The 24,179-nt window shown below is 58.8% G+C and carries 24 protein-coding genes and 1 pseudogene; 16 read left to right on the top strand and 9 right to left on the bottom strand.

All coding sequences use genetic code 11. From position 1 onward, the window contains the following. Position 1 precedes the first annotated feature (1 nt). Genes nusA through infB form a run of 3 tightly spaced genes read left to right on the top strand, consistent with a single transcriptional unit; the run spans position 2 to position 4,759 of the window. The gene (gene nusA / locus ACW8PS_RS04565; protein ID WP_491526110.1) at positions 2–1,624 is read left to right on the top strand and encodes a transcription termination factor NusA; all 1,623 of its coding nucleotides are present in this window, start codon (positions 2–4) and stop codon (positions 1,622–1,624) included. Between the two features lie 25 nt (positions 1,625–1,649). Then, on the top strand, positions 1,650–2,279 hold the full coding sequence (locus ACW8PS_RS04560; protein WP_491526109.1) for an RNA-binding protein: 630 nt from the start codon (positions 1,650–1,652) through the stop codon (positions 2,277–2,279). Then, entirely contained in the window at positions 2,276–4,759 is a 2,484-nt protein-coding gene (gene infB, locus ACW8PS_RS04555) for a translation initiation factor IF-2 (protein ID WP_491526108.1), read from the top strand. Before ACW8PS_RS04560 ends, infB begins: the two co-directional genes overlap by 4 nt. Before the next feature lie 116 nt (positions 4,760–4,875). Here the strand turns inward: infB and ACW8PS_RS04550 are convergent, their stop codons facing one another. Then, positions 4,876–5,379: a c-type cytochrome gene (locus tag ACW8PS_RS04550; RefSeq protein WP_491526107.1), complete on the bottom strand. Its 504-nt coding sequence runs from the start codon at positions 5,377–5,379 to the stop codon at positions 4,876–4,878. A 164-nt stretch (positions 5,380–5,543) separates the two neighbouring features. Between ACW8PS_RS04550 and hslV the strand changes: the two genes are divergently transcribed. The 4 genes from hslV to ACW8PS_RS04530 are packed head-to-tail and all read left to right on the top strand — an operon-like array spanning position 5,544 to position 9,612. Further along, on the top strand, positions 5,544–6,101 hold the full coding sequence (gene hslV, locus ACW8PS_RS04545; protein ID WP_491526106.1) for an ATP-dependent protease subunit HslV: 558 nt from the start codon (positions 5,544–5,546) through the stop codon (positions 6,099–6,101). Further along, positions 6,098–7,183 carry a hypothetical protein gene (locus ACW8PS_RS04540; protein ID WP_491526104.1) on the top strand — a complete coding sequence of 362 codons (1,086 nt, stop codon included), beginning with the start codon at positions 6,098–6,100 and terminating at the stop codon, positions 7,181–7,183. Before hslV ends, ACW8PS_RS04540 begins: the two co-directional genes overlap by 4 nt. Continuing rightward, the gene (gene hslU, locus ACW8PS_RS04535; RefSeq protein WP_491526103.1) at positions 7,180–8,487 is read left to right on the top strand and encodes an ATP-dependent protease ATPase subunit HslU; all 1,308 of its coding nucleotides are present in this window, start codon (positions 7,180–7,182) and stop codon (positions 8,485–8,487) included. Before ACW8PS_RS04540 ends, hslU begins: the two co-directional genes overlap by 4 nt. 36 nt (positions 8,488–8,523) lie before the next feature. Then, on the top strand, positions 8,524–9,612 hold the full coding sequence (locus ACW8PS_RS04530; RefSeq protein ID WP_491526102.1) for an alpha/beta hydrolase: 1,089 nt from the start codon (positions 8,524–8,526) through the stop codon (positions 9,610–9,612). Positions 9,613–9,827: 215 nt separating this feature from the next. On the opposite strand, the gene ACW8PS_RS04525 is transcribed toward ACW8PS_RS04530, so the two are convergent. Genes ACW8PS_RS04525 through ACW8PS_RS04515 form a run of 3 tightly spaced genes read right to left on the bottom strand, consistent with a single transcriptional unit; the run spans position 9,828 to position 12,118 of the window. Then, the gene (locus tag ACW8PS_RS04525) at positions 9,828–10,424 is read right to left on the bottom strand and encodes a Smr/MutS family protein (RefSeq protein WP_491526101.1); all 597 of its coding nucleotides are present in this window, start codon (positions 10,422–10,424) and stop codon (positions 9,828–9,830) included. A 2-nt stretch (positions 10,425–10,426) separates the two neighbouring features. Further along, positions 10,427–11,452: a murein transglycosylase A gene (gene mltA, locus ACW8PS_RS04520; RefSeq protein ID WP_491526100.1), complete on the bottom strand. Its 1,026-nt coding sequence runs from the start codon at positions 11,450–11,452 to the stop codon at positions 10,427–10,429. A gap of 3 nt (positions 11,453–11,455) precedes the next feature. Beyond that, complete coding sequence (locus tag ACW8PS_RS04515; protein ID WP_491526157.1) at positions 11,456–12,118, bottom strand: Tim44/TimA family putative adaptor protein; 663 nt, start codon at positions 12,116–12,118, stop codon at positions 11,456–11,458. A 132-nt stretch (positions 12,119–12,250) separates the two neighbouring features. On the opposite strand from ACW8PS_RS04515, the gene ACW8PS_RS04510 reads away from it, so the two are divergent. Next, positions 12,251–12,718 (top strand): FxsA family protein, encoded by a 468-nt coding sequence (locus tag ACW8PS_RS04510; protein WP_491526099.1) that lies wholly within the window; start codon positions 12,251–12,253, stop codon positions 12,716–12,718. Positions 12,719–12,772: 54 nt separating this feature from the next. Further along, positions 12,773–13,285 (top strand): protein-export chaperone SecB, encoded by a 513-nt coding sequence (secB, locus tag ACW8PS_RS04505; protein WP_491526098.1) that lies wholly within the window; start codon positions 12,773–12,775, stop codon positions 13,283–13,285. On the opposite strand, the gene dnaQ is transcribed toward secB, so the two are convergent. The 4 genes from dnaQ to ACW8PS_RS04485 are packed head-to-tail and all read right to left on the bottom strand — an operon-like array spanning position 13,282 to position 15,981. Continuing rightward, positions 13,282–13,971, bottom strand: a complete 690-nt coding sequence (gene dnaQ / locus ACW8PS_RS04500) for a DNA polymerase III subunit epsilon (protein WP_491526097.1) — start codon at positions 13,969–13,971, stop codon at positions 13,282–13,284. The genes secB and dnaQ overlap by 4 nt on opposite strands. Beyond that, a complete protein-coding gene (coaE, locus tag ACW8PS_RS04495; protein ID WP_491526096.1) occupies positions 13,971–14,558 on the bottom strand; it encodes a dephospho-CoA kinase in 588 nt (195 codons plus the stop codon). Before coaE ends, dnaQ begins: the two co-directional genes overlap by 1 nt. Continuing rightward, positions 14,555–15,388: a shikimate dehydrogenase gene (locus tag ACW8PS_RS04490; RefSeq protein ID WP_491526095.1), complete on the bottom strand. Its 834-nt coding sequence runs from the start codon at positions 15,386–15,388 to the stop codon at positions 14,555–14,557. The genes coaE and ACW8PS_RS04490 overlap by 4 nt, the downstream gene beginning before the upstream one ends. Further along, positions 15,385–15,981, bottom strand: a complete 597-nt coding sequence (locus tag ACW8PS_RS04485) for a Maf family protein (protein WP_491526094.1) — start codon at positions 15,979–15,981, stop codon at positions 15,385–15,387. Before ACW8PS_RS04485 ends, ACW8PS_RS04490 begins: the two co-directional genes overlap by 4 nt. Positions 15,982–16,397: 416 nt before the next feature. Between ACW8PS_RS04485 and hemJ the strand changes: the two genes are divergently transcribed. The 7 genes from hemJ to ACW8PS_RS04450 all read left to right on the top strand — a co-directional run bounded on the left by hemJ (position 16,398) and on the right by ACW8PS_RS04450 (position 23,762). Then, on the top strand, positions 16,398–16,856 hold the full coding sequence (gene hemJ, locus ACW8PS_RS04480; protein ID WP_491526093.1) for a protoporphyrinogen oxidase HemJ: 459 nt from the start codon (positions 16,398–16,400) through the stop codon (positions 16,854–16,856). A gap of 136 nt (positions 16,857–16,992) precedes the next feature. Beyond that, positions 16,993–18,264, top strand: coding sequence for a transcription termination factor Rho (gene rho / locus ACW8PS_RS04475; RefSeq protein ID WP_491526092.1), 1,272 nt, complete (start codon positions 16,993–16,995; stop codon positions 18,262–18,264). A 22-nt stretch (positions 18,265–18,286) separates the two neighbouring features. Further along, on the top strand, positions 18,287–19,576 hold the full coding sequence (mnmE, locus tag ACW8PS_RS04470) for a tRNA uridine-5-carboxymethylaminomethyl(34) synthesis GTPase MnmE (protein WP_491526090.1): 1,290 nt from the start codon (positions 18,287–18,289) through the stop codon (positions 19,574–19,576). A gap of 11 nt (positions 19,577–19,587) precedes the next feature. Continuing rightward, entirely contained in the window at positions 19,588–21,453 is a 1,866-nt protein-coding gene (gene mnmG / locus ACW8PS_RS04465; RefSeq protein ID WP_491526089.1) for a tRNA uridine-5-carboxymethylaminomethyl(34) synthesis enzyme MnmG, read from the top strand. Next, positions 21,450–22,076 carry a 16S rRNA (guanine(527)-N(7))-methyltransferase RsmG gene (rsmG, locus tag ACW8PS_RS04460; protein ID WP_491526088.1) on the top strand — a complete coding sequence of 209 codons (627 nt, stop codon included), beginning with the start codon at positions 21,450–21,452 and terminating at the stop codon, positions 22,074–22,076. Before mnmG ends, rsmG begins: the two co-directional genes overlap by 4 nt. Further along, positions 22,069–22,860: a ParA family protein gene (locus ACW8PS_RS04455; protein ID WP_491526087.1), complete on the top strand. Its 792-nt coding sequence runs from the start codon at positions 22,069–22,071 to the stop codon at positions 22,858–22,860. The genes rsmG and ACW8PS_RS04455 overlap by 8 nt, the downstream gene beginning before the upstream one ends. Positions 22,861–22,874: 14 nt before the next feature. After that, positions 22,875–23,762 (top strand): ParB/RepB/Spo0J family partition protein, encoded by an 888-nt coding sequence (locus ACW8PS_RS04450; protein WP_491526086.1) that lies wholly within the window; start codon positions 22,875–22,877, stop codon positions 23,760–23,762. Between the two features lie 99 nt (positions 23,763–23,861). Here ACW8PS_RS04450 and ACW8PS_RS04445 read toward each other — a convergent pair. Beyond that, a pseudogene (locus ACW8PS_RS04445) lies at positions 23,862–24,179 on the bottom strand (radical SAM family heme chaperone HemW); the annotation flags it as partial.

Genomic DNA, 24,179 nt, shown 5'->3' with positions numbered 1-24,179 from the left:
CATGGCCATTACCAGTGCAAACCAGCTGGAGCTTTTGCAAACCGCCGAGGCCGTGGCCCGGGAAAAGATGATCGACCCCGTTCTGGTGGTCGAGGCTATGGAGGAATCCCTCGCCCGCGCGGCCAAATCGCGCTACGGGTCTGAACTGGATATCCGGGTCCATATCGACCGCAAAACCGGCAAAGCAACCTTCACCCGTGTGCGCACGGTGGTCGAGGAGGTTGAAAACCACTTTACCGAGCTGAACGTGAAAGAAGCGCAGGAAATCAAGGAGGGTGCGGTGATCGGCGATGAGATCATCGACGAAGTGCCGCCTGTGGAAATGGGCCGGATCGCCGCGCAATCGGCCAAACAGGTCATCCTTCAGAAGATTCGCGAAGCCGAACGCGATCGCCAATACGAGGAATTCAAGGACCGCGCCGGCACCATCATCAACGGCCAGGTCAAGCGCGAAGAATACGGCAATGTCATCGTCGATATCGGCCGGGGCGAGGCCGTTCTGCGCCGCAACGAGAAGATCGGCCGCGAAAGCTATCGCCCGAATGACCGGATCCGCGTCTATATCAAGGATGTCCGCCGCGAACCGCGCGGGCCGCAGATCTTTCTGTCGCGCACCGCGCCGGAATTTATGGCCGAACTGTTCAAGATGGAAGTGCCCGAAATCTATGATGGCATTATCGAGATCAAGGCCGTGGCCCGCGACCCCGGCAGCCGCGCCAAGATCGCCGTCATTTCCTATGACAGCTCCATTGATCCGGTCGGGGCCTGTGTCGGCATGCGCGGCAGCCGGGTGCAGGCGGTGGTGAACGAGCTTCAGGGTGAAAAGATCGACATCATCCCGTGGAACGATGATCAGCCGACGTTTCTGGTGAACGCGTTGCAGCCCGCCGAAGTGAGCAAGGTGGTTCTGGACGAGGACGCCGGCAAGATTGAAGTTGTCGTTCCCGATGACCAGTTGAGCCTTGCCATTGGCCGCCGCGGTCAGAACGTGCGTCTGGCCAGCCAGCTGACCGGCCTCGATATCGACATTCTGACAGAAGAAGAAGAAAGCACGCGTCGTCAGGCTGAGTTTGCCGAGCGCACGCAGATCTTCATGGACAACCTCGATCTGGATGAATTTTTCGCGCAGCTTCTGGTTGCCGAAGGCTTCACCTCGCTTGAGGAAGTGGCCTATGTCGACCAAAATGAACTGCTGGTCATTGATGGCGTCGATGAAGATACCGCCAAGGAGCTTCAGGCCCGCGCCCGCGACCATCTGGAAGAACTGAACAGACAGGCCCTGGAACGCGCCAAGGAACTGGGTGTGGAACAAAGCCTGATTGATTTCGAGGGTCTTACACCCCAGATGCTGGAGGCATTGGGCGAGGATGGCGTGAAAACGCTGGATGATTTCGCAACCTGCGCCGATTGGGAACTGGCCGGTGGCTGGACAACGGTCGACGGGCAGCGCGTCAAGGATGACGGGCTGTTGGAAAAATTCGACGTCAGCATGGAAGAAGCGCAGAACATGGTAATGACCGCGCGCCTGCAATTGGGATGGGTGACCATCGAGGAACTTGAAGAACGTGCCGCAGCCGAGGCGGAAGCCGCCGCCGCCGCACTGGAAGAGGAGGCCGAAGCCTGATCTCAGGCTTCGGAATCTGACCGGAATGACCCGGGGCGGCCAAACCAAATCGCGCGATGAAGCCGAAAGGCGCTGCATCGCAACCGGCGAAAGCCAGCCCAAATCGGGGCTGATCCGCTTTGTTGTGGGGCCGGATAATGTGATTGTGCCGGACCTGCTGGAAAAGCTGCCCGGCAGGGGGATCTGGGTTTCGGCCGATCCCGCAGCGCTGGCCAAGGCGGTTGACAAGAACCTGTTCAGCCGAGGGGCCAAGCAAATGGTCACGCTGCCCGATGGTTTGATTCAACAGGTCGAGGCCGGGCTGGCACGCCGCGTTGTGGATCTGATTTCACTGGCCCGGAAATCGGGCCGGGCGGTTTGCGGGTTCGAAAAAGTAAAGGGTTGGCTGGCCGATGGGCGGGCCAAGGTTCTGCTTCAGGCCTCTGACGGGTCCGAGCGGGGGAAAACGAAACTCTGGACGCCAGAAGGTGCTCGATACTTCGGCTGCCTGACGGCGCAGGAATTGGGTTTGGCATTCGGCCGCCAAAGTGTGATACATGGCGCGCTTGCGGCTGGTGGACTCGAACGACGTGTTGTAGAGGAGGCCTCGAAGCTGCGAGGCCTGCGCGGCACATACGGCGAAACTATCGCCGAGAAGGATGCGAAAGACGGATGAGCGATCAAGACGGTAAAAAAACACTGGGGCTATCTGGCGGCGCACGCAATGGCCGTGTGAACCAGAGCTTTTCGCGCGGGCGAACCAAAAGCGTTGTGGTAGAAACCAAGCGCAAACGTGTCGTGGTGCCCAGGCCCGGTGCATCGGGTGGCAGCGGATCGGGTGAAACCACCAAGCGACCCTCGGGCATTTCCGACGCCGAGATGGAGCGCCGCCTGAAGGCAATCAAGGCTGCGAAATCACGCGAAGTCGAAGAGGCCGAAACCCGCGCCCGCATCGAGCGTGAGCGCGAAGAAGAACGCAACCGCCGCCGCGCCGATATCGAGGCCAAGGAACGCGCCGAGCGCGAGCGCGTCGAGGCGCTGAAGACCAAGGCCGAGGATGACGAACGCCGCCAGGCAGAAGAACAAGCCCGCCGCACTGCCGGTCAAACCGCCGCTGCGGCCCCTGCGCCGGCAAAATCAGCCGCGGCCTCGCAACGTGCGCCGGTCAACAAACCCGGAACGCCCACCCCATCGCGTCGCGACAAGGACCGTGACGACAAGGGCGGACGCAACAAGGGCGGTGAACGCGACGGTCGCCGCACCGGCAAATTGACGGTGAACCAGGCCCTGACCGGCGGCGAAGGCGGTCGGCACCGGTCGATGGCAGCGATGAAGCGGAAACAGGAACGCGCCCGGCAAAAGGCCATGGGTGGACCTGTCGAGCGTGAAAAGATCATCCGTGACGTTCAGGTGCCGGAATCGATTATCGTGTCCGAACTTGCCAACCGCATGGCTGAACGTGTCGCAGATGTGGTCAAGGCCCTGATGAACATGGGGCTCATGGTCACCCAGAACCAGCCGGTTGATCAGGATACCGCTGAACTGATCGTCGAGGAGTTTGGCCACAAGATGGTCCGGGTTTCCGATTCCGACGTGGAACAGGTAATCGATTCGATTGATGACAAGGACGAAGATCTGGTCCCGCGCCCGCCGGTTATCACCATTATGGGCCATGTCGATCACGGCAAGACATCGCTGCTGGACGCGATCCGCAATACCAAGGTTGTCGCCGGCGAAGCAGGTGGCATCACGCAGCATATCGGGGCCTATCAGGTGACCACCGACACCGGCGCGGTGCTCTGCTTTCTGGATACGCCCGGCCATGCGGCGTTCACCTCGATGCGGGCCCGCGGGGCACAGGTGACAGATATCGTGGTGCTGGTCGTTGCCGCAGATGATGCCGTGATGCCGCAAACGGTTGAGGCGATCCACCATGCCAAGGCGGCAGGTGTGCCGATGATCGTTGCCATCAACAAGATCGACAAACCCGCCGCCGACCCGAACAAGGTGCGCACCGATTTGTTGCAGCATGAAGTTGTCGTCGAGGCGATGTCGGGCGAAGTTCAGGATGTCGAGGTTTCGGCCGTGACCGGCCAGGGCCTGGATGAATTGCTGGAATCCATCGCCTTGCAGGCCGAGATTCTGGAACTGAAAGCCAACCCCGATCGCGCCGCGCATGGGGCCGTTATCGAAGCGCAGCTGGATGTCGGACGCGGCCCTGTGGCCACGGTTCTGGTGCAAAACGGCACGCTGAGGCAGGGCGATATCTTTGTCGTGGGCGAACAATGGGGCAAGGTCCGGGCGCTGATCAACGATCAGGGCGACCGTGTGAAAGAGGCCGGGCCTTCGGTGCCGGTCGAGGTTCTGGGCCTGAACGGCACGCCCGAAGCGGGGGATGTTCTGAACGTCGTTGATACCGAAGCGCAAGCGCGCGAAATCGCTGATTACCGCAAACAGGCGGCCAAGGACAAACGCGCTGCTGCCGGGGCGGCCACGACGCTGGATCAGCTGCTGGCAAAAGCCAAGGCCGATGAAAGCGTCGCCGAATTGCCGGTGCTGGTGAAAGCGGATGTTCAGGGTTCGGCCGAGGCCATCGCACAGGCGCTGGACAAGATCGGCAATGAAGAAGTTCGCGTGCGGATGCTGCATTCGGGCGTTGGAGCCATCACCGAATCCGATATCACGCTTGCCGAAGCGTCCGGCGCGCCTGTGATTGGCTTTAACGTGCGGGCCAATGCGCCGGCACGCAGTGCGGCCAACCAGAAAGGCGTCGAAATCCGCTACTACTCGGTGATCTACGATCTGGTTGACGACGTAAAAGCGGCGGCCTCCGGTCTTTTGTCTGCCGAAGTGCGGGAAAACTTCATCGGATATGCCGAGATCAAAGACACGTTCCGCGTCACTGGCATTGGCAATGTCGCCGGTTGTCTGGTGACCGAAGGCATCGCTCGCCGGTCTGCCGGGGTGCGTCTGCTGCGCGACAATGTGGTGATCCACGAAGGCACGCTGAAAACCCTCAAACGCTTCAAGGATGAGGTGAAAGAGGTTCAGTCCGGTCAGGAATGCGGCATGGCATTCGAAAATTACGACGATATCCGCAAAGGCGATGTCATCGAGATCTTCGAGCGCGAGGAAATCGAGCGCGCGCTGGCCTGATCCGATCAGACCCCATTGAAATCCGAGGGCGTCCCGGCGGGGCGCCCTTTTTCTGTTGAACAAATGAAACCGGGCGGCCCGATCGGCCGCCCGTTACAATCTGATGGGTTGGAAAATCAATCGGAGGATTCTTCCTCCTCCATCATGTCGTCATCATCCATCATATCATCATCATCCATCATCATCGGGGCCAGCGACACCAGCATGGCCCAGATATTGGCGATATCTTCCTCACTCGCGCGCTGCGGAGACATCGAGCTGCGCACGCCGTCCTGCCCGGTATATTCGCGCAGGAATTCGGTTGCATTCGGGACATATTCTTCAAAGGTTTCTTCAGACCAGACCAGACCGGCTTCGGCCGCGGCAACCATTGCGGGGCTATAGCGGAAGCCTTCGACTGATCCCGCCGCGCGACCTGCAATGCCAAAAAGATTGGGGCCGGTGCGGCCGTTACGACCTACAAGAACCTCACCATCATCATTGCGCACGACATGGCAGGCAATACAGGACCGAAATGCAGCTTCGCCCGCCGCGGCATCGCCAGAGGGGCCATCATCGCTGTCGGCATAGGCCATCGGTGCCGCCAGAAGTGCGGTGACAAGAGTAAGATTGCGGATCATTTAGGTGCTCCTTGTTAAGGTGTGCCTGTTGTATAAACGGTTCCATTCCCGAATGACCCGGATAATTTGTTACAGGCGATCAAATATGAGCGATCAAGTGTTCCTGACCTGCCCTTGTGACCGCTTTCGCCGGGGGTCATATATGGCCCCAGAAGGAGAGCGCCATGAGCACATCAATTTTTCCGGGCTGGCACGGCACGACCATAATCGGCGTTCGCAAGGGCGGCGAAGTTGTGGTCGCCGGGGACGGTCAGGTCAGCCTTGGCCAAACCGTCATCAAGGGAACCGCCAAGAAAGTGCGCCGCCTGTCGCCCGGTGGATATGACGTTGTGGCGGGATTTGCCGGATCGACCGCCGATGCGTTCACTCTGCTCGAACGTCTTGAGGCCAAGCTGGAGGCAACGCCCGGCCAATTGGCGCGCGCCAGCGTTGAACTGGCCAAGGATTGGCGCACCGATAAATACCTGCAAAAGCTGGAGGCGATGCTGATCGTGACCGATGGCACCGATCTGCTGGTGATCACCGGGGCCGGTGACGTTCTGGAGCCTGAACACGGCATCGCGGCCATCGGATCGGGTGGCAATTTTGCGTTGGCCGCTGCGCGCGCCCTGATCGACAGTGACAGGGGTGCCGAGGATATCGCGCGGCGGGCCATGGCCATCGCTGCCGATATCTGTGTCTACACCAACGGAAACCTGACGGTCGAGCGGATCGGAAAATGACCGCTATCTCGCGCGACGACCTTCGCGCCGCCGTGGGCGCAGGCATGCTGACCGAAGCACAGGCCGCGTCGCTGATTGCGCTGTCGCAAACCCGCAGCGGCGTTCGGCAACACATGTCGGGGCTGGATGAACCGTTCGAACTGTTTCGGGGTTTCAACGAGGTTTTCATTATCGTCGGGCTGACCATTCTGTTCAGCGGCTGGCTTGGACTGACCGGCGCAACACTCACCGGTTTCACCAGCAATGGATCCATCCTGACGATGATCTATGCGGTTGTGGCAATGGCAACGATTACCCTGCTGGCCCGCTATTTCACTCTCAAACGCCGCATGGTTGGCCCGTCCATTGCGCTGGCGATCTTTTTCGCTCTGACGGCGGGCCAGTTGGGGGCATCACTTGGCTGGATGATGCGCGCCAACCTGCCGGAATGGCTTACCATGGCTGCGGGCACGGCCACGGTTCTGCTATGCGTCTACTACCTTTTGTTCCGGGTGCCCTTTACCATGGCGTTGATCGCCGTTGGCGTTTTCATGACGGGTTTTGGCCTGGTCTCGATCGGCGGCACATTGCCCGAAGACCCGACCGACATGTTCCTGCTGACCAATGACGGCCCCTTTGCCATTCTGACCATGGCGCTTGGGCTGGTCGGTCTGACCATAGCGATGTGGTTCGATATGAGCGATCCGCACCGCATTTCGCGCCGCGCCACCAGCGGGTTCTGGCTGCATATCGTCGCTGCCCCCGCCATCGTGAACACCGTGGCACTGACCCTGTTCGAGATCGGCACCCTGCCGGCGCAACTGGCGCTTATCGGTTTCGTTACCGCGATGGCGGTTTTCGCAATCGTGATCGACCGCCGGTCTTTCCTGGTTTCTGCCGTGGGTTACATCGTGGCGCTGTCGATGACGGTGATCGAGGGCCAGGCCTTCATCGCTATTTTGTTGCTTGGCCTCGGCCTTGTTCTGTTGGGGGCAAAATGGGAAGCCATCCGCCGTGCCCTGATGACTATTTTACCCGCCTTTCCCGGCAAAACCCGCCTTCCGCCCTGGGAATTGCCGCCACTTGAGGAGCCCACCCCATGACCGACCTGACCCCGCGCGAAATCGTCAGCGAACTGGACCGTTTTGTCATCGGCCAGAAAGACGCCAAACGCGCCGTCGCCGTGGCGCTGCGCAACCGGTGGCGGCGCAAGCAACTGGCCGACGATCTGCGCGATGAGGTCTATCCAAAAAACATCCTGATGATCGGGCCCACGGGCGTCGGCAAGACCGAAATCAGCCGTCGCTTGGCCAAACTGGCCCATGCGCCGTTTCTGAAGGTCGAGGCCACGAAATTCACCGAAGTCGGCTATGTCGGCCGCGATGTGGAACAGATCATCCGCGATCTGGTCGATAATGCGATCCTGCAACAGCGCGCCACGATGCGCGAAGAGGTCAAGGCGCGGGCCGAAGCCGCGGCCGAGGAACGGGTGATCGAGGCCATCGCAGGAACTGATGCCCGTGAACAGACCCGCGACATGTTCCGCAAGAAGCTGCGGGCCGGGCTGCTGGATGATCACGAGATCGAGCTGGATGTGGCCGACAATTCCAACCCGATGAGCATGTTCGAGATCCCGGGACAGCCGGGCCAGAATATGGGCATGATGAACCTGGGCGACATGTTCGGCAAAGCCTTTGGCGGGCGCACCACACGGCGCAAACTGAAGGTGCGCGAAAGCTATGATATTCTGATCGGAGAAGAGGCCGACAAGCTGCTGGACGATGAGAAGGTTACCAAGGCGGCGCTGGAGGCTGTCGAACAGAACGGTATCGTGTTCCTGGATGAGATCGACAAGGTTTGCGCCCGGGCCGATGCCCGCGGGGCAGATGTCAGCCGTGAAGGCGTGCAGCGCGACCTGCTACCGTTGATCGAGGGCACCACCGTTTCCACCAAACACGGGCCCATCCAGACCGATCATATCCTTTTCATCGCTTCCGGGGCGTTCCATACTGCCAAACCGTCCGACCTGCTGCCCGAACTTCAGGGCCGCCTGCCGATCAGGGTTGAGCTGCGCCCCCTGACCGAAGAGGATTTCGTGCGTATCCTGACCGAAACCGATAATGCCCTGACCCGGCAATATACCGCCCTGATGGCGACCGAGGAGGTCGAAGTCAGTTTTACCGATGATGGCATCGCCGTGCTGGCCAATATTGCGGCTGAAGTAAACCAGAGCGTCGAGAATATCGGCGCGCGCAGACTGTATACCGTGATGGAGCGGGTGTTTGAGGAGCTGAGCTTTACCGCGCCCGACCGCGGCGGCGATGCGGTGATCGTGGATGCCGCATTTGTAGAGGAAAACCTGGGCGCGCTGATGAAATCCGCTGATATCGCGCGCTATGTGCTATAGCGGCTGCGACACCGCATTTTTCCGGGCCCCGCCCCCATGATTCGACACACGCTGTTCGCCTTGGCATTGCTGCTTTCCGCCTGCGGCGATCCGCCCCGCATCGCCATGGTGACCGACAGCGCCGAGATTTCGGCCACCCGAACCGTGTTTGTTGCCACCAACCGCATCTTTGAAGATCAGCGGTTCACAGCCGGCCGCAGCGATGCGGTGGAATATACTCGGTTCGAGGTCTCGATCCCGCCTGAGCGCGAAGTCGGAGAGATTTCCTGGGCGCGCGGTCGGTTTGACCCGCGCCGCGATTTTGGCGTGTCACGCGCAGATCGCTATGTCAGCGATGCCGGGTTCCGCGCCGATATTTCGCGCCAATTGCGCGCCCTTCCGGCCCGCGACCGAGAAGTCGTGGTCTTTATCCACGGCTATAACAACAATTTTGCCTCGGGTCTGTTTCGGGTGGCACAACTGGCGCATGATTATAATACGCCGGGCATTGTCACGCATTTTTCCTGGCCCAGTGCCGGCCAACCCCTTGGCTATGTGTTTGACCGGGAAAGCGCCACCTTCTCTCGCGACGCATTGGAGGTGTTCCTGCGCGATCTTTCCGCCGCTGGCGCTGATCGTATCTTGCTGGTCGGCCATTCGGTCGGCGCGTTCCTGACCATGGAAACCCTGCGCCAGATCCGTATTTCGGGCGATGACGCGGTGCTGCGAGACCTGTCGGGGGTGGTCCTGATCTCACCCGATATCGACATCGAGGTGTTCCAGTCCCAGGCCCGCGCGCTGGACCCCTTGCCGCAGCCCTTTGTCATTTTCACCTCGCGCCAGGATCGGGCACTTCGCCTGGTGGCCGGGATCACCGGGCGTGAAAACCGGCTTGGCACGCTTGGCACGGTCGAGGATGTGGCCGAGTTTGAAATCACCATGATTGACCTGTCGGAATTCGATGGCGGCCCCGGCGATTGGGCGAACCATTCCACCTTTGCCACCTCACCAACGTTGATCGGGTTGCTTGGCGGTATTCCTGCCTTTGGCAACGCACAAACAGAGAACCCCGTTGGGCTGTTGCCTGGAACTGTCCTGACCATCCGAAACGCAACCCAGATTCTGCTGACCCCCAACCTTCAATGACCGGGTTCATCGGCTTTCTGCGCGCCATCTTCATATGCCGGGGCAGATGTCGGGTATCGCAATATGATTTTCATCGCCTCGCTATTGCCGGCTGCGGGCGTGATGGGGGCACGCGCGGGCCCATGGCCGTCGCGCGAAAGCTCGTCACAATCGCAAATGCCATGTGCAAATCACGCCAGATATGGGGCGTTCAGAACGCGTGAGGGGTATTGTTGCTAGCGTGCCCGGCGCAAATAGACGTAATAGGCCCCGGTTCCACCATGGCGCAGATGCGCCTCGCGGATATCCAGAACGAACCGCCCAAGCGGCGGTGCATGCAGCCAGTTTGGCACCTGATGTTTCAACACCCCGCGGCGTATCGGGATCGGGCCGGGATCATCGCGGTGTTTGCCCTTGCCGGTGATGACCAGAAGCAGCCGCTTGCCATCATCATGGGCGGATTGAATAAATCGGATCAGCGCAGGGTGGGCCTGTGCCAATGTCATGCCATGCAGGTCGATACGCCCTTCTGGCTTCAGCTTGCCGCGCTGCATCTTCTTATGTGTGCCGTGATCCATCTGGATCGGGGCCTGCGCCAACCGCTCCGAGATTGACGGGGCCAATTGACTGCCCGGAATCATGTCGCGCGCGGTTTCGCCAATGCGGAAATCCTGAACTTCGAAACTTTGCTTGCGTTTTGCTGGGGTGGGGGTGGCCTTGGCTTCGTCCACAAACCGCGGTTTTTGCAACCGTGCCGGGGCAACGGTTCGGGCCACGGCTGACCAAAGTTTCCGGTCCTCCTGGCTGAGGGTTCTTGGCGGGCGACGGGCCATGATCAGATCCCTGGCGCGGCCAGATTGGCGATCTCGATCGGGAGCAGGACAACCATCCGCCCCGGGTCGCGGATGCGGCCTGCCGCCAATCCCGCCGCATCGCCGGTGCCGTAGAAAATATCGGCACGTTGCGGCCCCTGAATAGCCGAGCCGGTATCCTGGGCAATCATCAATCGACGCAAGGGGGTTTCGCCGTCCTTTTCGATCCAGACCGGTGCGCCAAGGGGGGTGTAATCGGGATCCACCGCAATCGTGCGCATCGCCGTGATGGACCGGTTCATCGCGCCCAACGGACCATCTTCGGGGTTGCGGGTGCTGATCTGACGGAAAAACACGTAAGACGGGTTGGTATAGAGCAATTCACGCCCCTGATCGGGGTTGCGACGCACCCAGTTCCGGATCACCTGCGCAGATACCTGATGTGGCTGATACACACCGCGCCGGACCAGCTCCTGCCCGACCGAACGATACTGGTGCCCGTTGCGCCCGCCATAGCCCACACGGATCACTGTGCCATCAGGCAGGCGGATCTGGCCGGAGCCCTGGATTTGCAGAAAAAACAGCTCAACCGAATCGTCGACCCAGGCGATCTCGAGCCCGCGCCCCTCCAGCACGCCGCTTTCCTCGATTTCCCGGCGGGTGCGCCAAAGGCCGGTAACTTCGGGCGGCAGGCTGTAAACGGGGAAACGGAAGCGGCTGGTGCGCACGCGCGATCCGTCCAGCTCAGGCTCGAAATACCCGGTGAAAAGCGCAGGGTCGGCCCCGCCGAATATCACCGGGCGAAAGAAAAGTTCGAAAAACGTGCGGGCATTTGGCCCCTGATCGGCCAAGGCGCACATACGGGACCATTCGCCCTCGGCCATATCGGGGCAGGTGTTGCGAAAAACAGCCAGGGCGGCTTCGTGGTCATCCTCGGCCCAACCGTCGAGGTCGTCAAAACCGAGAATTTCGGCCCTAACCTGGGCCATGGCCTCGGTTCCAAATGCGGCAAAGGCCGAAAACAGGAATGCTATCAGCCCGCCGCGCATGGTTCATCCGCCGGTGGCCACCAGGACCCAATTGGGATTGTCGCTGCCCATCTTGCGGGCAAATGTCCAGACGTCGCGTTGGCGTTTGATCGCGTTGGGATCACCCTCGACAATTTCACCGTCGGCATTGCGCACAACCGAAGTCAGCTCGGCCACAAAGCGCACGGTGATCTGTGCCTCGGACGTGTTGCGGTTGAATTCGGCTTCCTGCAATACCAGTTCTCGCACCCCGACAAAGCTTGCTTCAATGGTCAGGCCCTGCGCTTCACGGTCGGAAATCACCTGCTCGAATGAGTCCATGACATCATCCGCCAGGAACGGGCGTAGCGCTTCGACATCGCCGTTTTCAAAGGCCATCAGAATCATTTCATATGCACCACGCGCGCCGCCCAGAAATTCCGAGACGCTAAAGTCGTTTTCGGCCATCTTCATTGCGGCCAGTGCCTTGGCCGACGCGCTGCCCTCTTCGACATGGTCGGTAATATCGCGGTCCGGTCCGCCCTCGATCACTTCGAAATCGCGGCGTCGGTCGGGGGGTCTGCGGGTGACGCGCTGAAGGGGCTGCGATTCGTGTCCATCCCGTGTTCCCAACACGCTGCGCAGCTTGAGAATCAGGAAAATCGCAATCCCGACCAGCACCAGCAATTGCAAAAGGGATGAGTTCATCATCACGGCGACCTCTTCATGGGTTATGGGCCTACAAATCGGCCCCAATGGCACATATGTAGGGATGAGGGGCGGGCAAGTCCATGCGCCAAAGCCCCTGAAAATCGGTGCTTTGACAAGAAAGGATGCGTTATGTGGCTGTTTTTTCTGTTCATCGGCGTGCCGATCATCGAGATCGCCCTGTTTATCCAGGTAGGCGGTTGGTTGGGCCTGTGGCCGACGCTGGCGATTGTGGTTCTGACCGCACTTGCCGGCACGATGATGGTCCGGTCTCAGGGCGCGCAGGCTTTGGCGAATTTACAGCGCAGCTTCAATGACCTGCACGATCCAACCGAGCCTCTGGCCCATGGCGCGATGATCCTGTTTTCCGGTGCTTTGCTGCTTACACCGGGGTTTTTCACCGACGCGTTGGGCTTTGCACTGCTGATCCCGGCCTTTCGCAAATATGTGATGCGCCAGATTGGCAAGCGCATTCAGGTCAGGTCTGTTGTGGCAGGGCAGGTGCAATGGGCCTCCGATACCCGCGATTCCGTCATTGATGGCGATTATGAGGTCGAGGAAGGCACAAACAGGCCGCCTTCGGGCTGGACCCGGCATTGAGGCCGCCAGACGGGTCTGATAAACCGCGTCGAGTGAGAATTATTGGAGAGCCTCATGGCCGAAGAAAACGGGGCCGACGCCCCTGAAGAAACCGCCGCCGCGCCAGATGCGCCGGTGATGCCGAAAATGCAGATCCTCGGGCAGTTCATCCGCGACATGTCGTTCGAGAACATCGCCGCCCAGAAGGGTGTCCAGGGCAATGCGCAGCCCGAAGTGCAGTTGCAGATCGGTGTCGAGGGACGTAAGCGGCCTGCCGAAAATCAATATGATGTCATCGTTAAACTGAAGGTCGACAGCAAGACCAAGGAAGACAAAGCACAGATATTCCTGATCGAAATGGAATATGCAGGGATTTTCTCGATTGAAAACGTCAAGCCCGAGCAGCTGCACCCATTCCTGCATATCGAATGCCCGCGGATGCTGTTTCCCTATATCCGCCGGATCGTCTCGGATGTGACCCGTGATGGCGGGTTCCCGTCGCTTAACCTTGATAACGTGGATTTCGTGCAGGTCTACCGCACCGATCTGGCCCGCCGCGCACAGGCCAAACCGCGCGCGGACGCCTAAAGCGTCTTCCAGACTGCACCGTCGCCCAGATCGTCAATGAAACTGTCATGGGCGGCGGTTTCCTCTGCCGTCAGGCGGGGGGGCAGCGATGTCGGGCGCGGCCGTGGACGCCAGGTTTCGGTATCCTGACCCATGCCAGAGCTTTGACGCTGCGTTTTCAGCACGAAATCTGGCTGTCGGCCGCCGACCAGTTCAAGGTAAACCTCTGCCAGAATCTCGGAATCGAGCAGCGCACCGTGCTTTTCGCGGGATGAGTTATCAATTCCAAAACGTCGGCAAAGCGCGTCGAGCGAGGCCGGGGAGCCGGGGAATTTTCGCCGTGCGATCGCCAGGGTATCCAGCGATCGAGACATCGGAAGGACCGGTCTTCCGGCCCGTTCAAGCTCTGCATTCAAAAATTTCATGTCGAAACTGGCATTGTGGATGACCAATAGCCCATCACCGATGAAATCCAGAAATCCCTGTGCAATGTCACGAAAGACCGGGTGACCGCGCAAAAATTCGTCGCCCAGTCCATGCACCGCAAAAGCGGCCTCGGGCATTGCGCGTTCCGGATTGATATACTGGTGATATACCCGCCCGGTGGGCAGGTGATTGAACAGCTCGACGCATCCGATTTCAACAATCCGGTCCCCTTCGGCGGGTTCAAAACCGGTGGTTTCGGTATCAAGAACGATTTCACGCATCACAGGCCTTCCGTCAGATTGTCAATCAATGCATTCACTTTACGCCGCGCCAAGCCCATGTCGTATGTCTCGATAACATAGTCTGCTTGTTGTCTTTTTTCTGCATCCGGCATCTGTCGGGCAAGGATGGCGGCAACGGTTTTCTCGGTCATTCCCGGGCGTTCCATCACGCGGCGGCGTTGCTCTTTGGCATCAACCGATACGACCAGAACGGCGTCCATCCGGTCGGCCGCGCCGGTTTCGAACAGCAGCGGGATATCCAGCACCACCAGAGGCGCATCAGAATTGTCGTCCAGAAACGCGGCCCGGTCCTGCGCAACAAGCGGGTGAACCACGGCCTCGATCTGTTTCAACGCCGTCGGATCCCGGGTGATCCATTCCTTCAACACGGCCCGGTCAACCGCCCCATTCATCACGGCCTCCGGGCAGATCCGGGCAATCATCGGCCCCGCAGCACCACCAACACCATAAAGCCGATGCACCGCGGCATCGGCATCCCAGACCGGAACGCCCGCCGCGCGAAAGAAATCAGACGTCGTTGACTTGCCCATTCCGATGGACCCTGTCAGCCCGAGAACAAAGCTCATTCCGCCAACACCGCCACGCGCAGATCATCATCAACTTCCGGGGTTTGTCCGAACCAGCGTTCAAACCCCGGAGCCGCCTGATGCAGCAGCATGCCCAGGCCGTCGATGGTGTGGCAGCCGATCTCGGCGGCGTCGCGCAACAAATCAGTTTCCAGCGGCGTATAGACGATATCAGAGACTACGGTTTTCGGGTGCAGCCGGTCCAGATTGATATGAAGCGGCTGCCCGCCCGCCATGCCCAGGGATGTGGTGTTGACCAAAAGGGCGGCTTCATCCAGCAGTTCGGGAATGCGGGTCCAGTCCATGACCTGCACCCGGGCCCCGAAATTCTGGTGCAAGGCCTCAGCCCGGGCGCGGGTGCGGTTCACAACAAAGACTTTCGGGCAGCCTTCGGCCAACAGCGTGCAGATAATGGCACGTGCGGCACCGCCCGCCCCCAGAACCAGCGCCGGGCCTTCCGCGGCGCTCCAGCCCGGGGTGTATTGTTTCACGTTCTCAATGAACCCCGCGCCATCGGTATTATCGGCCTGAAGCCTGCCATTGGCGGTAAAGGTCAGCGTATTGGCGGCCCCGATCAACGCCGCGCGATCCGTCACGCCATCGGCGATCTGCAGCACGGTTTCCTTATGCGGGATCGTGACATTGACCCCGGAAAAACCAAGTTCGGGCAACAGACGCAGCGTATCATGCAAGGTGTCGCGGGTGACATGCAGCGGCACGTAATGCCCGTCTATGCCATAGCGCGCCAGCCAGTGGCCATGCAGACGCGGTGATCGGCTATGCGCTATCGGGTCACCGATCACTCCGGCAAGCAGCAGCTTTTCGATCATCCCTCGATTACCCCCCGTTGGGTCAAAAAGCCGATCAGCTCGAGCAGCGGCAGACCCAGAACCGTAAAGTAGTCGCCTTCGATGTGACTGAACAGCCGCGATCCCTCCTGCTCCAGTTTGTAACTGCCCACGGAATCGGCAATTCCCGGCCAGTTCCGGCTCATGTATTTGGCGATGTAATCGTCGCTGAGATCCCGCATCAGCAACCGCACCTGCCCGACATGACGCCAGACAGGTTCTCCGTTTTCATAGATGACGATGGCCGAGAGCAGTTTGTGTTGCTGCCCGCGCAGCATGATCAACTGTGAAATCGCATCCTCCAACCCGGCGGGTTTCGACAGCACGCTGCCGCGGAAATCCAGAACCTGATCACAGCCAATAACCATGGCGGCGGGGTGCCTGGTGGCGATTTTGCGGGCTTTCAATTCGGCCAGGGTATCAGCAATATCACGCGCGGTGGCACCGTCATGGACCATCGAGGCCACGATCGTCGTCTCGTCGATCCGGGCGGTCTGCGCCTTGAACTGGATACCAGCCTGCTTGAGCAGATTTTGACGGATCTCGGATGCAGAGGCCAGGATGAGAGCGGTCATTGTATAACTCTATGAACAAGTCACGGGAAAACCCCGGGACTGGACTCTGTATAACTTGGGGCTTTGGCGAAATTCAACGAAGTTGGTCGGGTTATCGGGGATTAGTCCGCAAGTTACCCCTGGGGATCAACAACCCACAGATGTTGGTTGAAAAGGCGGACCCTGTGCCAGGTTATCCAATGGATGTGGTGAAACCATGCACTGGCAATCTTAATGTAACCATTTGTAAATAAATGATATAAAATGTTATCCAAGGCATCCCACATGGGTTGGTGACATCTGTGAAAGATGTGGGTGGTTCTGTGGGTGGTTCGCGCCAATCTGACTTATCCTTGTTATCCAGAGGACCAACAACAACAACATCTTTTCTTTCTTTCTAATTTATTATTGAAGAGAGGCATGCAAAGGAGCGTGACATGATCGGTGAATATCTGGCGGCGGCCTATCCTTGGACCAAGAGCCTGCATGTCATCTCGGTCATTGCCTGGATGGCCGGCCTGTTCTATCTGCCGCGCCTTTTTGTCTATCACGCAGAACGCGTTGAGACCGCTGGTGAAACCGACGCATTGTTTCAGATAATGGAATATCGGTTGCTGCGCGCGATCATGAACCCCGCGATGATTGCAACCTGGGTGTTCGGCCTTGCCCTGGTGTTTACACCGGGCGTCCTTTACTGGGGCGATCTTTGGCCCTGGGCCAAGGCTGGTGCCGTTCTGGCCATGACGTGGTTTCACCACTGGCTGGCATTGCGCCGCAAAGAGTTCTCAAAAGGTGAAAACATACGCACCGGGCGCATCTATCGGATCATGAACGAAGTGCCGACCCTGTTGCTGATCATCATCGTTGTCTCGGTGATTGCGCGGCCTTTTAGCTAGGGCCGGTTGACTTGGCCGCCAACGCGACTTATTTCGCTGATCAACGGGGCCGTCCGGCCTTTGCCGTTTTCCTCTGTAAACGACTTCTCTGGTGTGCCGCGTGAGGTATTGCCATGCGAGCGACGAGATAATCATCATGACAACTGAACAATTGCACCTGGCTGATCTGAAGGCCAAAACCCCCAAAGACCTGCTGGCGATGGCCGAGGAACTGGAGATCGAAAACGCGTCGACCATGCGCAAGGGCGAGATGATGTTTTCGATCCTGAAAGAACGCGCCGAAGATGGCTGGGAGATCTCTGGCGATGGTGTGCTGGAGGTGTTGCAGGACGGGTTCGGCTTCTTGCGGTCACCCGAGGCCAATTATCTGCCCGGTCCCGATGATATCTATGTTTCGCCCGAAATGATCCGAAAACATTCGTTGCGCACCGGCGATACGGTTGACGGGGTTATCAATGCGCCGCGGGAAAATGAGCGCTACTTTGGCCTGGTGAAGGTCGTCATGATCAATTTCCAGGATCCCGAGCAGGCGCGCCACAAGATCAACTTTGACAATCTGACGCCGCTTTACCCCGATGAGCGGATGATCATGGAAACCGCGGATCCCACAAGAAAAGACCGGTCCGCACGTATCATCGATCTTGTTTCACCGATCGGAAAAGGCCAGCGCTGTCTTATCGTGGCACCGCCGAGAACCGGTAAAACCGTTCTGCTGCAAAATATCGCCCATTCGATCGAACAAAACCACCCGGAATGCTATCTGATCGTGCTGTTGATCGATGAGCGGCCGGAAGAAGTAACCGACATGCAGCGCTCGGTAAATGGCGAAGTCGTGTCCTCTACCTTTGACGAACCGGCAACCCGGCATGTTGCCGTGGCCGAAATGGTGATCGAGAAAGCCAAACGTCTGGTTGAACACAAGCGGGATGTTGTCATCCTGCTCGATTCGATCACCCGCCTGGGGCGCGCCTTCAACACTGTGGTTCCATCATCGGGCAAGGTTCTGACCGGCGGTGTGGATGCCAACGCGCTGCAACGGCCGAAACGGTTCTTTGGTGCCGCGCGCAATATCGAAGAGGGCGGGTCACTCACCATCATCGCCACCGCGCTGATCGACACTGGCAGCCGCATGGATGAGGTGATCTTTGAAGAATTCAAAGGCACCGGCAACTCCGAGATCGTGCTGGACCGAAAGGTTGCCGATAAACGCGTGTTCCCGGCGATGGACATCCTCAAATCCGGCACCCGGAAAGAGGAACTGCTGGTCGACAAGGGCGATCTGCAAAAGACATTCCTGCTGCGGCGCATTCTGAACCCGATGGGGACCACGGATGCCATCGAGTTTTTGATCTCGAAACTGAAGCAGACCAAGACCAATGCCGATTTCTTCGATTCAATGAACAGCTGACCTTCTGGCCGGAGGCCGTGCGATGGAAACGATCTATGCACTGGCCACCGCGCCGGGCAAAGCGGGCGTTGCCGTGATTAGACTTTCCGGGCCTGAGGCCGGTCAGGTCGCCACGGCGCTTGCCGGCGACCTGCCGGGCATTGGCACCGCGCGATTGCGCATGTTGCGTGATGCGGCCGGTGCGCCGCTTGATAGTGCGTTGGTTTTGCGATTTGCCGCCCCAAACAGCTTCACTGGCGAGGATGTGGTCGAGCTGCAGACCCATGGCAGCCCCGCCAGCGTCAGGGCGGTGCTGAACGCGATTGAAGCCACCGGTCGGGCGCGCATGGCAGAGCCGGGGGAATTTACCCGCCGCGCCCTGGAAAATGATCGGATGGATCTGGCGCAGGTCGAGGGGCTTGCCGATTTGATCGACGCCGAGACCGAAGCGCAGCGGGCGCAGGCTTTGCGGGTTCTGTCTGGCGCATTGGGCGATCTGGTGGAGCGTTGGCGGGCGGATCTTTTGCGCGCGACGGCTTTGTTGGAAGTGACCATCGACTTTGCCGATGAAGAGGTGCCGGTGGATGTCGGGCCGGAGGTGCGTGATCTGCTTGCCGGTGTGATTTCCTCGTTGCAGAGCGAGATTGCGGGCGTCGCCGTGGCCGAGCGGATCCGGGACGGGTTCGAAGTGGCAATTCTTGGGGCCCCGAATGTTGGGAAATCTACACTTCTCAATATGTTAGCGGGCCGAGAGGCTGCTATAACTTCTGAAATCGCAGGTACGACTCGCGATGTGATCGAAGTTCGGATGGACCTGCACGGATTGCCTGTGACCTTTCTGGATACCGCAGGTTTGCGGGAATCCGGTGACGCCATCGAGCGGATCGGCGTTGACCGCGCCCTGGCACGCGCCGAGGCTGCCGACATTCGGGTGTTTCTTAAATCCTCCCCGGGTGATGAGCCTTTGATCGAACTCCGCGAGGGGGATCTTGTCTTGCTAGGGAAGGGCGATCTGTTCCTGGATTCCGCTGACGGAATTTCCGGTGTGACCGGCCTGGGTGTGCAAAAACTGATTGATACTTTGGTTGCCACGCTTGAAAGGCGAACCGCCCGACAGGCCACGGCCACGCATATTCGCCATCAACAGGCGATGGAGGCTGCCATGGCCTCTTTGGAAACAGCGCTTTCTGAGGTAAAAGCCGGATCAGACCGGACGGAAATTGTTGCGGAGCATCTGCGCCATGCTATTCGGCGGTTGGATTCGCTGATTGGGCGGCTGGATGTCGAGATGGTTCTGGGCGAAATATTCTCTCGGTTCTGTCTTGGGAAATAGGAGTGTTTCACGTGAAACATCTTGATTTCGATATTGTGGTTATCGGCGGCGGTCATGCCGGTGCAGAGGCGGCGCATGTCGCAACCCGTGCCGGCGCGCGTGTGGCTTTGCTGACATTGAAAGCTGAAAACATTGGGGTCATGTCCTGCAACCCGGCAATCGGCGGTTTGGGCAAGGGCCATCTGGTACGAGAGATTGATGCTTTGGGCGGCGCTATGGGCCGCGCAGCAGATGCGTCAGGCATCCAGTTTCGGCTGCTGAACCGGCGAAAAGGACCCGCCGTGCAAGGGCCGCGCACGCAAACGGACCGAAAGCTTTATCGCCTGGCCATGCAAGCGGAGCTGGCAAACCTGCCGGACCTGACCGTGATTGAAGGCGAAGCCGCCGACTTTCTGATGGATCGGGGCCGTGTTTGCGGCGTCAGGCTGGCCGATGGGTCGGAAATCAAGGCGCGGGCTGTCGTTTTGACAACAGGCACCTTCCTGCGCGGTGTCATTCATATTGGCGACATCCAACGCCCGGGTGGTCGGATGGGCGACAAGCCTTCCGTGTTACTGGCCGATCGTATCGACGAGTTTGGACTGCCGCTTGGGCGCCTGAAGACCGGGACGCCGCCGCGTTTGAGCGGTAAGACCATTGATTGGAATGTTTTGGAGCTTCAACCGGCCGATGATGACCCGGTGATGTTTTCTTTCCTGTCCAAAGGCCCTCAGGCCCGCCAGGTGTCCTGTGGGATTACCCATACAAATGCCCAGACACATGAGATCATTCGCGAGAACCTGAATAGATCTGCGATGTATGGCGGCCATATTGAAGGTGTCGGCCCGCGTTATTGCCCGTCGATCGAAGATAAGGTGGTTCGGTTTTCCGACAAGGACTCGCACCAGATCTTTCTTGAACCAGAAGGGCTTGATGACGACACCATCTATCCGAACGGAATATCGACCTCTCTGCCCGAAGATGTGCAGGTAGATTATGTGCGGTCGATCCGTGGGCTTGAACAGGCCAGGATATTGCAGCCCGGTTACGCCATTGAATATGATTACGTCGATCCGCGCGCCCTGACACCGACATTGGAGGTCAAGGATGCGCCCGGCTTGTATCTTGCCGGTCAGATCAACGGCACCACCGGATATGAAGAGGCCGCAGCGCAGGGTTTGGTGGCGGGGCTGAATGCAGCTCATGCGGTTCTTGGCCTGGATCCGGTGCATATTGGCCGCGACGAAGGGTATATCGGCGTGATGATTGATGATCTTGTGACCCGCGGCGTTACTGAACCCTATCGGATGTTTACCTCGCGCGCGGAATTCCGGCTGACGCTGCGTGCCGATAATGCGGATCAACGCCTGACCCCGAAGGCAATGGCGCTTGGGATTATCGGGTCGGAGCGGGCGGCTGTTTTCGAAGATAAAATGGAGCGCTTGACGAAAGGGTATGTCGTTATGCGCGGGCTTAGCCTGACCCCGACCGAGGCGCGGCGGCATGGGTTGAACGTCAACCAGGATGGTCAAAGGCGCATCGCTTTGGATTTACTTGGTTTTCCCGATATATCCATGGAAGATCTTGCAGGTATCTGGCCGGTGTTGAATTCGCTCGATACCGAAACGCGGGCACAGCTTTCACGTGAGGCGCTTTATGCCAAGTATATTGAACGGCAAAAATCCGATGTCGCTGCGTTGCGGCGGGACGAGGCCGAACATATCCCGGAAAATCTCTCTTATGACGGTATCGATGGTTTGTCGAACGAACTACGCGGCAAACTGACCTTGATCCGCCCGCAGACCCTTGGCCAAGCTGGCAGAATCGACGGTATGACACCGGCGGCGCTCACGATATTGCTGATGAAAATCCGCCAGTTTGACCGGAAACGCGCATGAATGAGGCAGAGGCCAAGGCGTGGTTTCAGCACAATGTTTCACGTGAAACAATTGAGCGATTGGAGATCTATGCCGCAGCATTGGCCAAATGGCAAAAGGCCATCAATCTGGTATCAAGCAGCACGATACCGGACCTTTGGACGCGCCACTTTCTTGATTCGGCCCAGATTTTCAACCACACCGCCGCGAAATCCGGGCTTTGGCTTGATATCGGCACCGGTGGCGGATTCCCCGGCCTGATCTGTGCAGCCCTCGCAGCCGAGAGCAAACCCGACTTGCGGTTTACCTTCATTGAATCAGATCTGCGCAAATGCAGTTTTTTGCGAACCGTCGCGGCCGAAATGGGATTGAAAGCTGGTATCCTGACTCGGCGGATCGAGGATACGCCACCGCAGAATGCGCGCGTCATCAGCGCGCGCGCATTGGCCTCCCTGACAAGGCTCTGCGGGTTTGCCGATCGACATTTGGCCGAGGATGGCACAGCGCTGTTTATGAAAGGCGCAACACATGCGCAAGAAATTACCGAGGCCCTTGAGGCCTGGACCATGAAGATGGAGATTATTCCCAGTCAGACAGCCGACGGGGCTGTGATTCTGAAAATCGGAGACATCCGCAGTGCCTGAAATCGGTCGACCGCGTTGTATCGCCATTGCAAATCAAAAAGGCGGGGTTGGAAAAACCACCACCGCCATCAACCTGGGCGCGGCACTTGCGGCAGAAGGCCAGCGGGTGTTGATCATTGATCTTGATCCACAGGGCAATGCCTCGACCGGCCTCGGAATTGATGTCGACCAGCGCAATTTTACCACCTACGATCTGCTGATCGAGGGGATGAGCCTGAAGGAGATCGTTCTGCCAACCGGGGTGGAAAACCTCTCGGTCGCGCCGTCCACAACCGATCTCAGTTCTGCCGACGTGGATCTTGTTTCCAATGAAAACAGGGTTTTTCTACTGAAAGATGCGCTCGCACCAGTAACCCTGCGTGAATTTGACATCATCTTGATGGATTGCCCGCCATCGCTGAACCTGTTGACAGTGAACGCCATGGCGGCCGCCGATGCCGTTCTGGTGCCGCTTCAAACAGAGTTTTTCGCGCTGGAAGGTCTGTCACAACTGATGATCACGATCCGTCAGGTTCGCCAATCCGCCAATCCCGGGCTTCGGATTGAAGGCGTGGTTCTGACCATGTTCGACATTCGAAACAACCTGTGTCGCCAGGTTGAGGAAGACGCCAGGGAATACCTGGGGGAACTGGTCTATCAAACCCGCATTCCCCGCAATGTCCGGTTGAGCGAAGCACCGTCTTATGCGATGCCGATCCTGCAATATGACCCGACCTCTCGTGGCAGTGCCGCCTATCGAGATCTGGCGCGCGAAGTTCTTGCGCGGCAACTGCAACCCGTTTGACAGGAGTGACCCGGATGGCAAATCGAGAACGACGCGGGCTAGGGCGCGGTTTGACGGCGTTGATGGCAGATATCCCGCAGCCCGATAGCGAAACAGCAGCCCCCGACTCCCCACGCAGGCCGGATATGGCGGTTCCGATTGAACGTATCCGGCCGAACCCACATCAGCCACGTCGCGCCTTTACCCAGGAAGCGTTGGATGAGCTGGCGGCGTCGATCGCTGAAAAGGGCATCATTCAGCCGTTGATTGTGCGACCGGACCCGGACAGTGACGGAGCCTATCAGATCGTCGCCGGCGAACGCCGTTGGCGTGCCGCACAGATTGCGCAGCTGCACGAAGTTCCAGTCATCATCCGGAATTTTGACGATACGGAAGTGCTGGAAGTCGCGATAATCGAGAATATTCAACGCGCGGACCTGAACCCACTTGAAGAGGCGACCGGATACCGTCAGCTGATGGATCGGTTCGACCAGACCCAGGAACATCTGGCCCAGGCCATGGGCAAAAGCCGGTCCCATATTGCCAACCTCATGCGGCTATTGACCCTGCCCGATGAGGTTCAGGCAATGCTGAGGGATGGCAGCCTGTCAGCAGGTCATGCGCGCGCGCTTATCAACCGGGATGATGCGGTTCAAATCGCACGTGACGCTGTGCGCAACGGGTTGTCAGTTCGGGATGTCGAAAAACGAACCCGGAAACAGCCGGGAAAATCTGCCAAAACAGGTCGTAAAGCGCCCGAAAAAGACGCCGACACGCAAGTTCTGGAAAGCGATCTGAGCGCGGTCCTGGGGATGGCCGTGACAATTGAACATGATGCCGACAAAGGCTCGGGCAGGCTGTCGATCAAATATGGTGATTTGGGGCAGTTGGATGACATCATCCAGATATTGAACCGCACCTAGAGCACTTCTGGGAAAACCTGAATCACCTGACTCTGCCTGAAATCAAGGATTTCAACGCGTCAGGTGATGCATCATGTCCCAGGCATTCCCAGAAGTGCTTCAAACCAGCAATTCCCGCAATATTGCGTTCAGGACCGGGCGGCCCTTGTCGGTGGCGGAAATTCTGTCGCCAATTCGGGTCAGGAAACCCTCATCACATAGCCAGGCCAGCGATGTTGCGGAAATTTCTGTCCCATTCATGGCAGAAAAACGCGCAAGCGAACTTCCTTCGCGCAATCGCAGGCTCATCATAAGGTATTCGACCGCCTGATCCGGGCCGGAAATTAGTTCACTGGACAGATTGCCCGATCCGGTTTTTTCGACCTGAACAAGCCACAAAGACGGCGAAGACAGGGTTTCAGTGGCAAACCGGCCCGC

The organism is Alterinioella sp., assembly GCF_058343375.1.
The sequence above is the reverse complement of the archived record's forward strand: the minus strand, read 5'-3'. Positions and strand labels throughout refer to the sequence as shown.

What these genes read in the sequence shown, in the direction of transcription:
- nusA (WP_491526110.1), top strand. Translation starts at nt 2, where the DNA reads ATGGCCATTACCAGTGCAAACCAGCTGGAGCTTTTGCAAACCGCCGAG.
- ACW8PS_RS04560 (WP_491526109.1), top strand. Translation starts at nt 1,650, where the DNA reads ATGACCCGGGGCGGCCAAACCAAATCGCGCGATGAAGCCGAAAGGCGC.
- infB (WP_491526108.1), top strand. Translation starts at nt 2,276, where the DNA reads ATGAGCGATCAAGACGGTAAAAAAACACTGGGGCTATCTGGCGGCGCA.
- ACW8PS_RS04550 (WP_491526107.1), bottom strand. Translation starts at nt 5,379, where the DNA reads ATGATCCGCAATCTTACTCTTGTCACCGCACTTCTGGCGGCACCGATG.
- hslV (WP_491526106.1), top strand. Translation starts at nt 5,544, where the DNA reads ATGAGCACATCAATTTTTCCGGGCTGGCACGGCACGACCATAATCGGC.
- ACW8PS_RS04540 (WP_491526104.1), top strand. Translation starts at nt 6,098, where the DNA reads ATGACCGCTATCTCGCGCGACGACCTTCGCGCCGCCGTGGGCGCAGGC.
- hslU (WP_491526103.1), top strand. Translation starts at nt 7,180, where the DNA reads ATGACCGACCTGACCCCGCGCGAAATCGTCAGCGAACTGGACCGTTTT.
- ACW8PS_RS04530 (WP_491526102.1), top strand. Translation starts at nt 8,524, where the DNA reads ATGATTCGACACACGCTGTTCGCCTTGGCATTGCTGCTTTCCGCCTGC.
- ACW8PS_RS04525 (WP_491526101.1), bottom strand. Translation starts at nt 10,424, where the DNA reads ATGGCCCGTCGCCCGCCAAGAACCCTCAGCCAGGAGGACCGGAAACTT.
- mltA (WP_491526100.1), bottom strand. Translation starts at nt 11,452, where the DNA reads ATGCGCGGCGGGCTGATAGCATTCCTGTTTTCGGCCTTTGCCGCATTT.
- ACW8PS_RS04515 (WP_491526157.1), bottom strand. Translation starts at nt 12,118, where the DNA reads ATGAACTCATCCCTTTTGCAATTGCTGGTGCTGGTCGGGATTGCGATT.
- ACW8PS_RS04510 (WP_491526099.1), top strand. Translation starts at nt 12,251, where the DNA reads ATGTGGCTGTTTTTTCTGTTCATCGGCGTGCCGATCATCGAGATCGCC.
- secB (WP_491526098.1), top strand. Translation starts at nt 12,773, where the DNA reads ATGGCCGAAGAAAACGGGGCCGACGCCCCTGAAGAAACCGCCGCCGCG.
- dnaQ (WP_491526097.1), bottom strand. Translation starts at nt 13,971, where the DNA reads ATGCGTGAAATCGTTCTTGATACCGAAACCACCGGTTTTGAACCCGCC.
- coaE (WP_491526096.1), bottom strand. Translation starts at nt 14,558, where the DNA reads ATGAGCTTTGTTCTCGGGCTGACAGGGTCCATCGGAATGGGCAAGTCA.
- ACW8PS_RS04490 (WP_491526095.1), bottom strand. Translation starts at nt 15,388, where the DNA reads ATGATCGAAAAGCTGCTGCTTGCCGGAGTGATCGGTGACCCGATAGCG.
- ACW8PS_RS04485 (WP_491526094.1), bottom strand. Translation starts at nt 15,981, where the DNA reads ATGACCGCTCTCATCCTGGCCTCTGCATCCGAGATCCGTCAAAATCTG.
- hemJ (WP_491526093.1), top strand. Translation starts at nt 16,398, where the DNA reads ATGATCGGTGAATATCTGGCGGCGGCCTATCCTTGGACCAAGAGCCTG.
- rho (WP_491526092.1), top strand. Translation starts at nt 16,993, where the DNA reads ATGACAACTGAACAATTGCACCTGGCTGATCTGAAGGCCAAAACCCCC.
- mnmE (WP_491526090.1), top strand. Translation starts at nt 18,287, where the DNA reads ATGGAAACGATCTATGCACTGGCCACCGCGCCGGGCAAAGCGGGCGTT.
- rsmG (WP_491526088.1), top strand. Translation starts at nt 21,450, where the DNA reads ATGAATGAGGCAGAGGCCAAGGCGTGGTTTCAGCACAATGTTTCACGT.
- ACW8PS_RS04450 (WP_491526086.1), top strand. Translation starts at nt 22,875, where the DNA reads ATGGCAAATCGAGAACGACGCGGGCTAGGGCGCGGTTTGACGGCGTTG.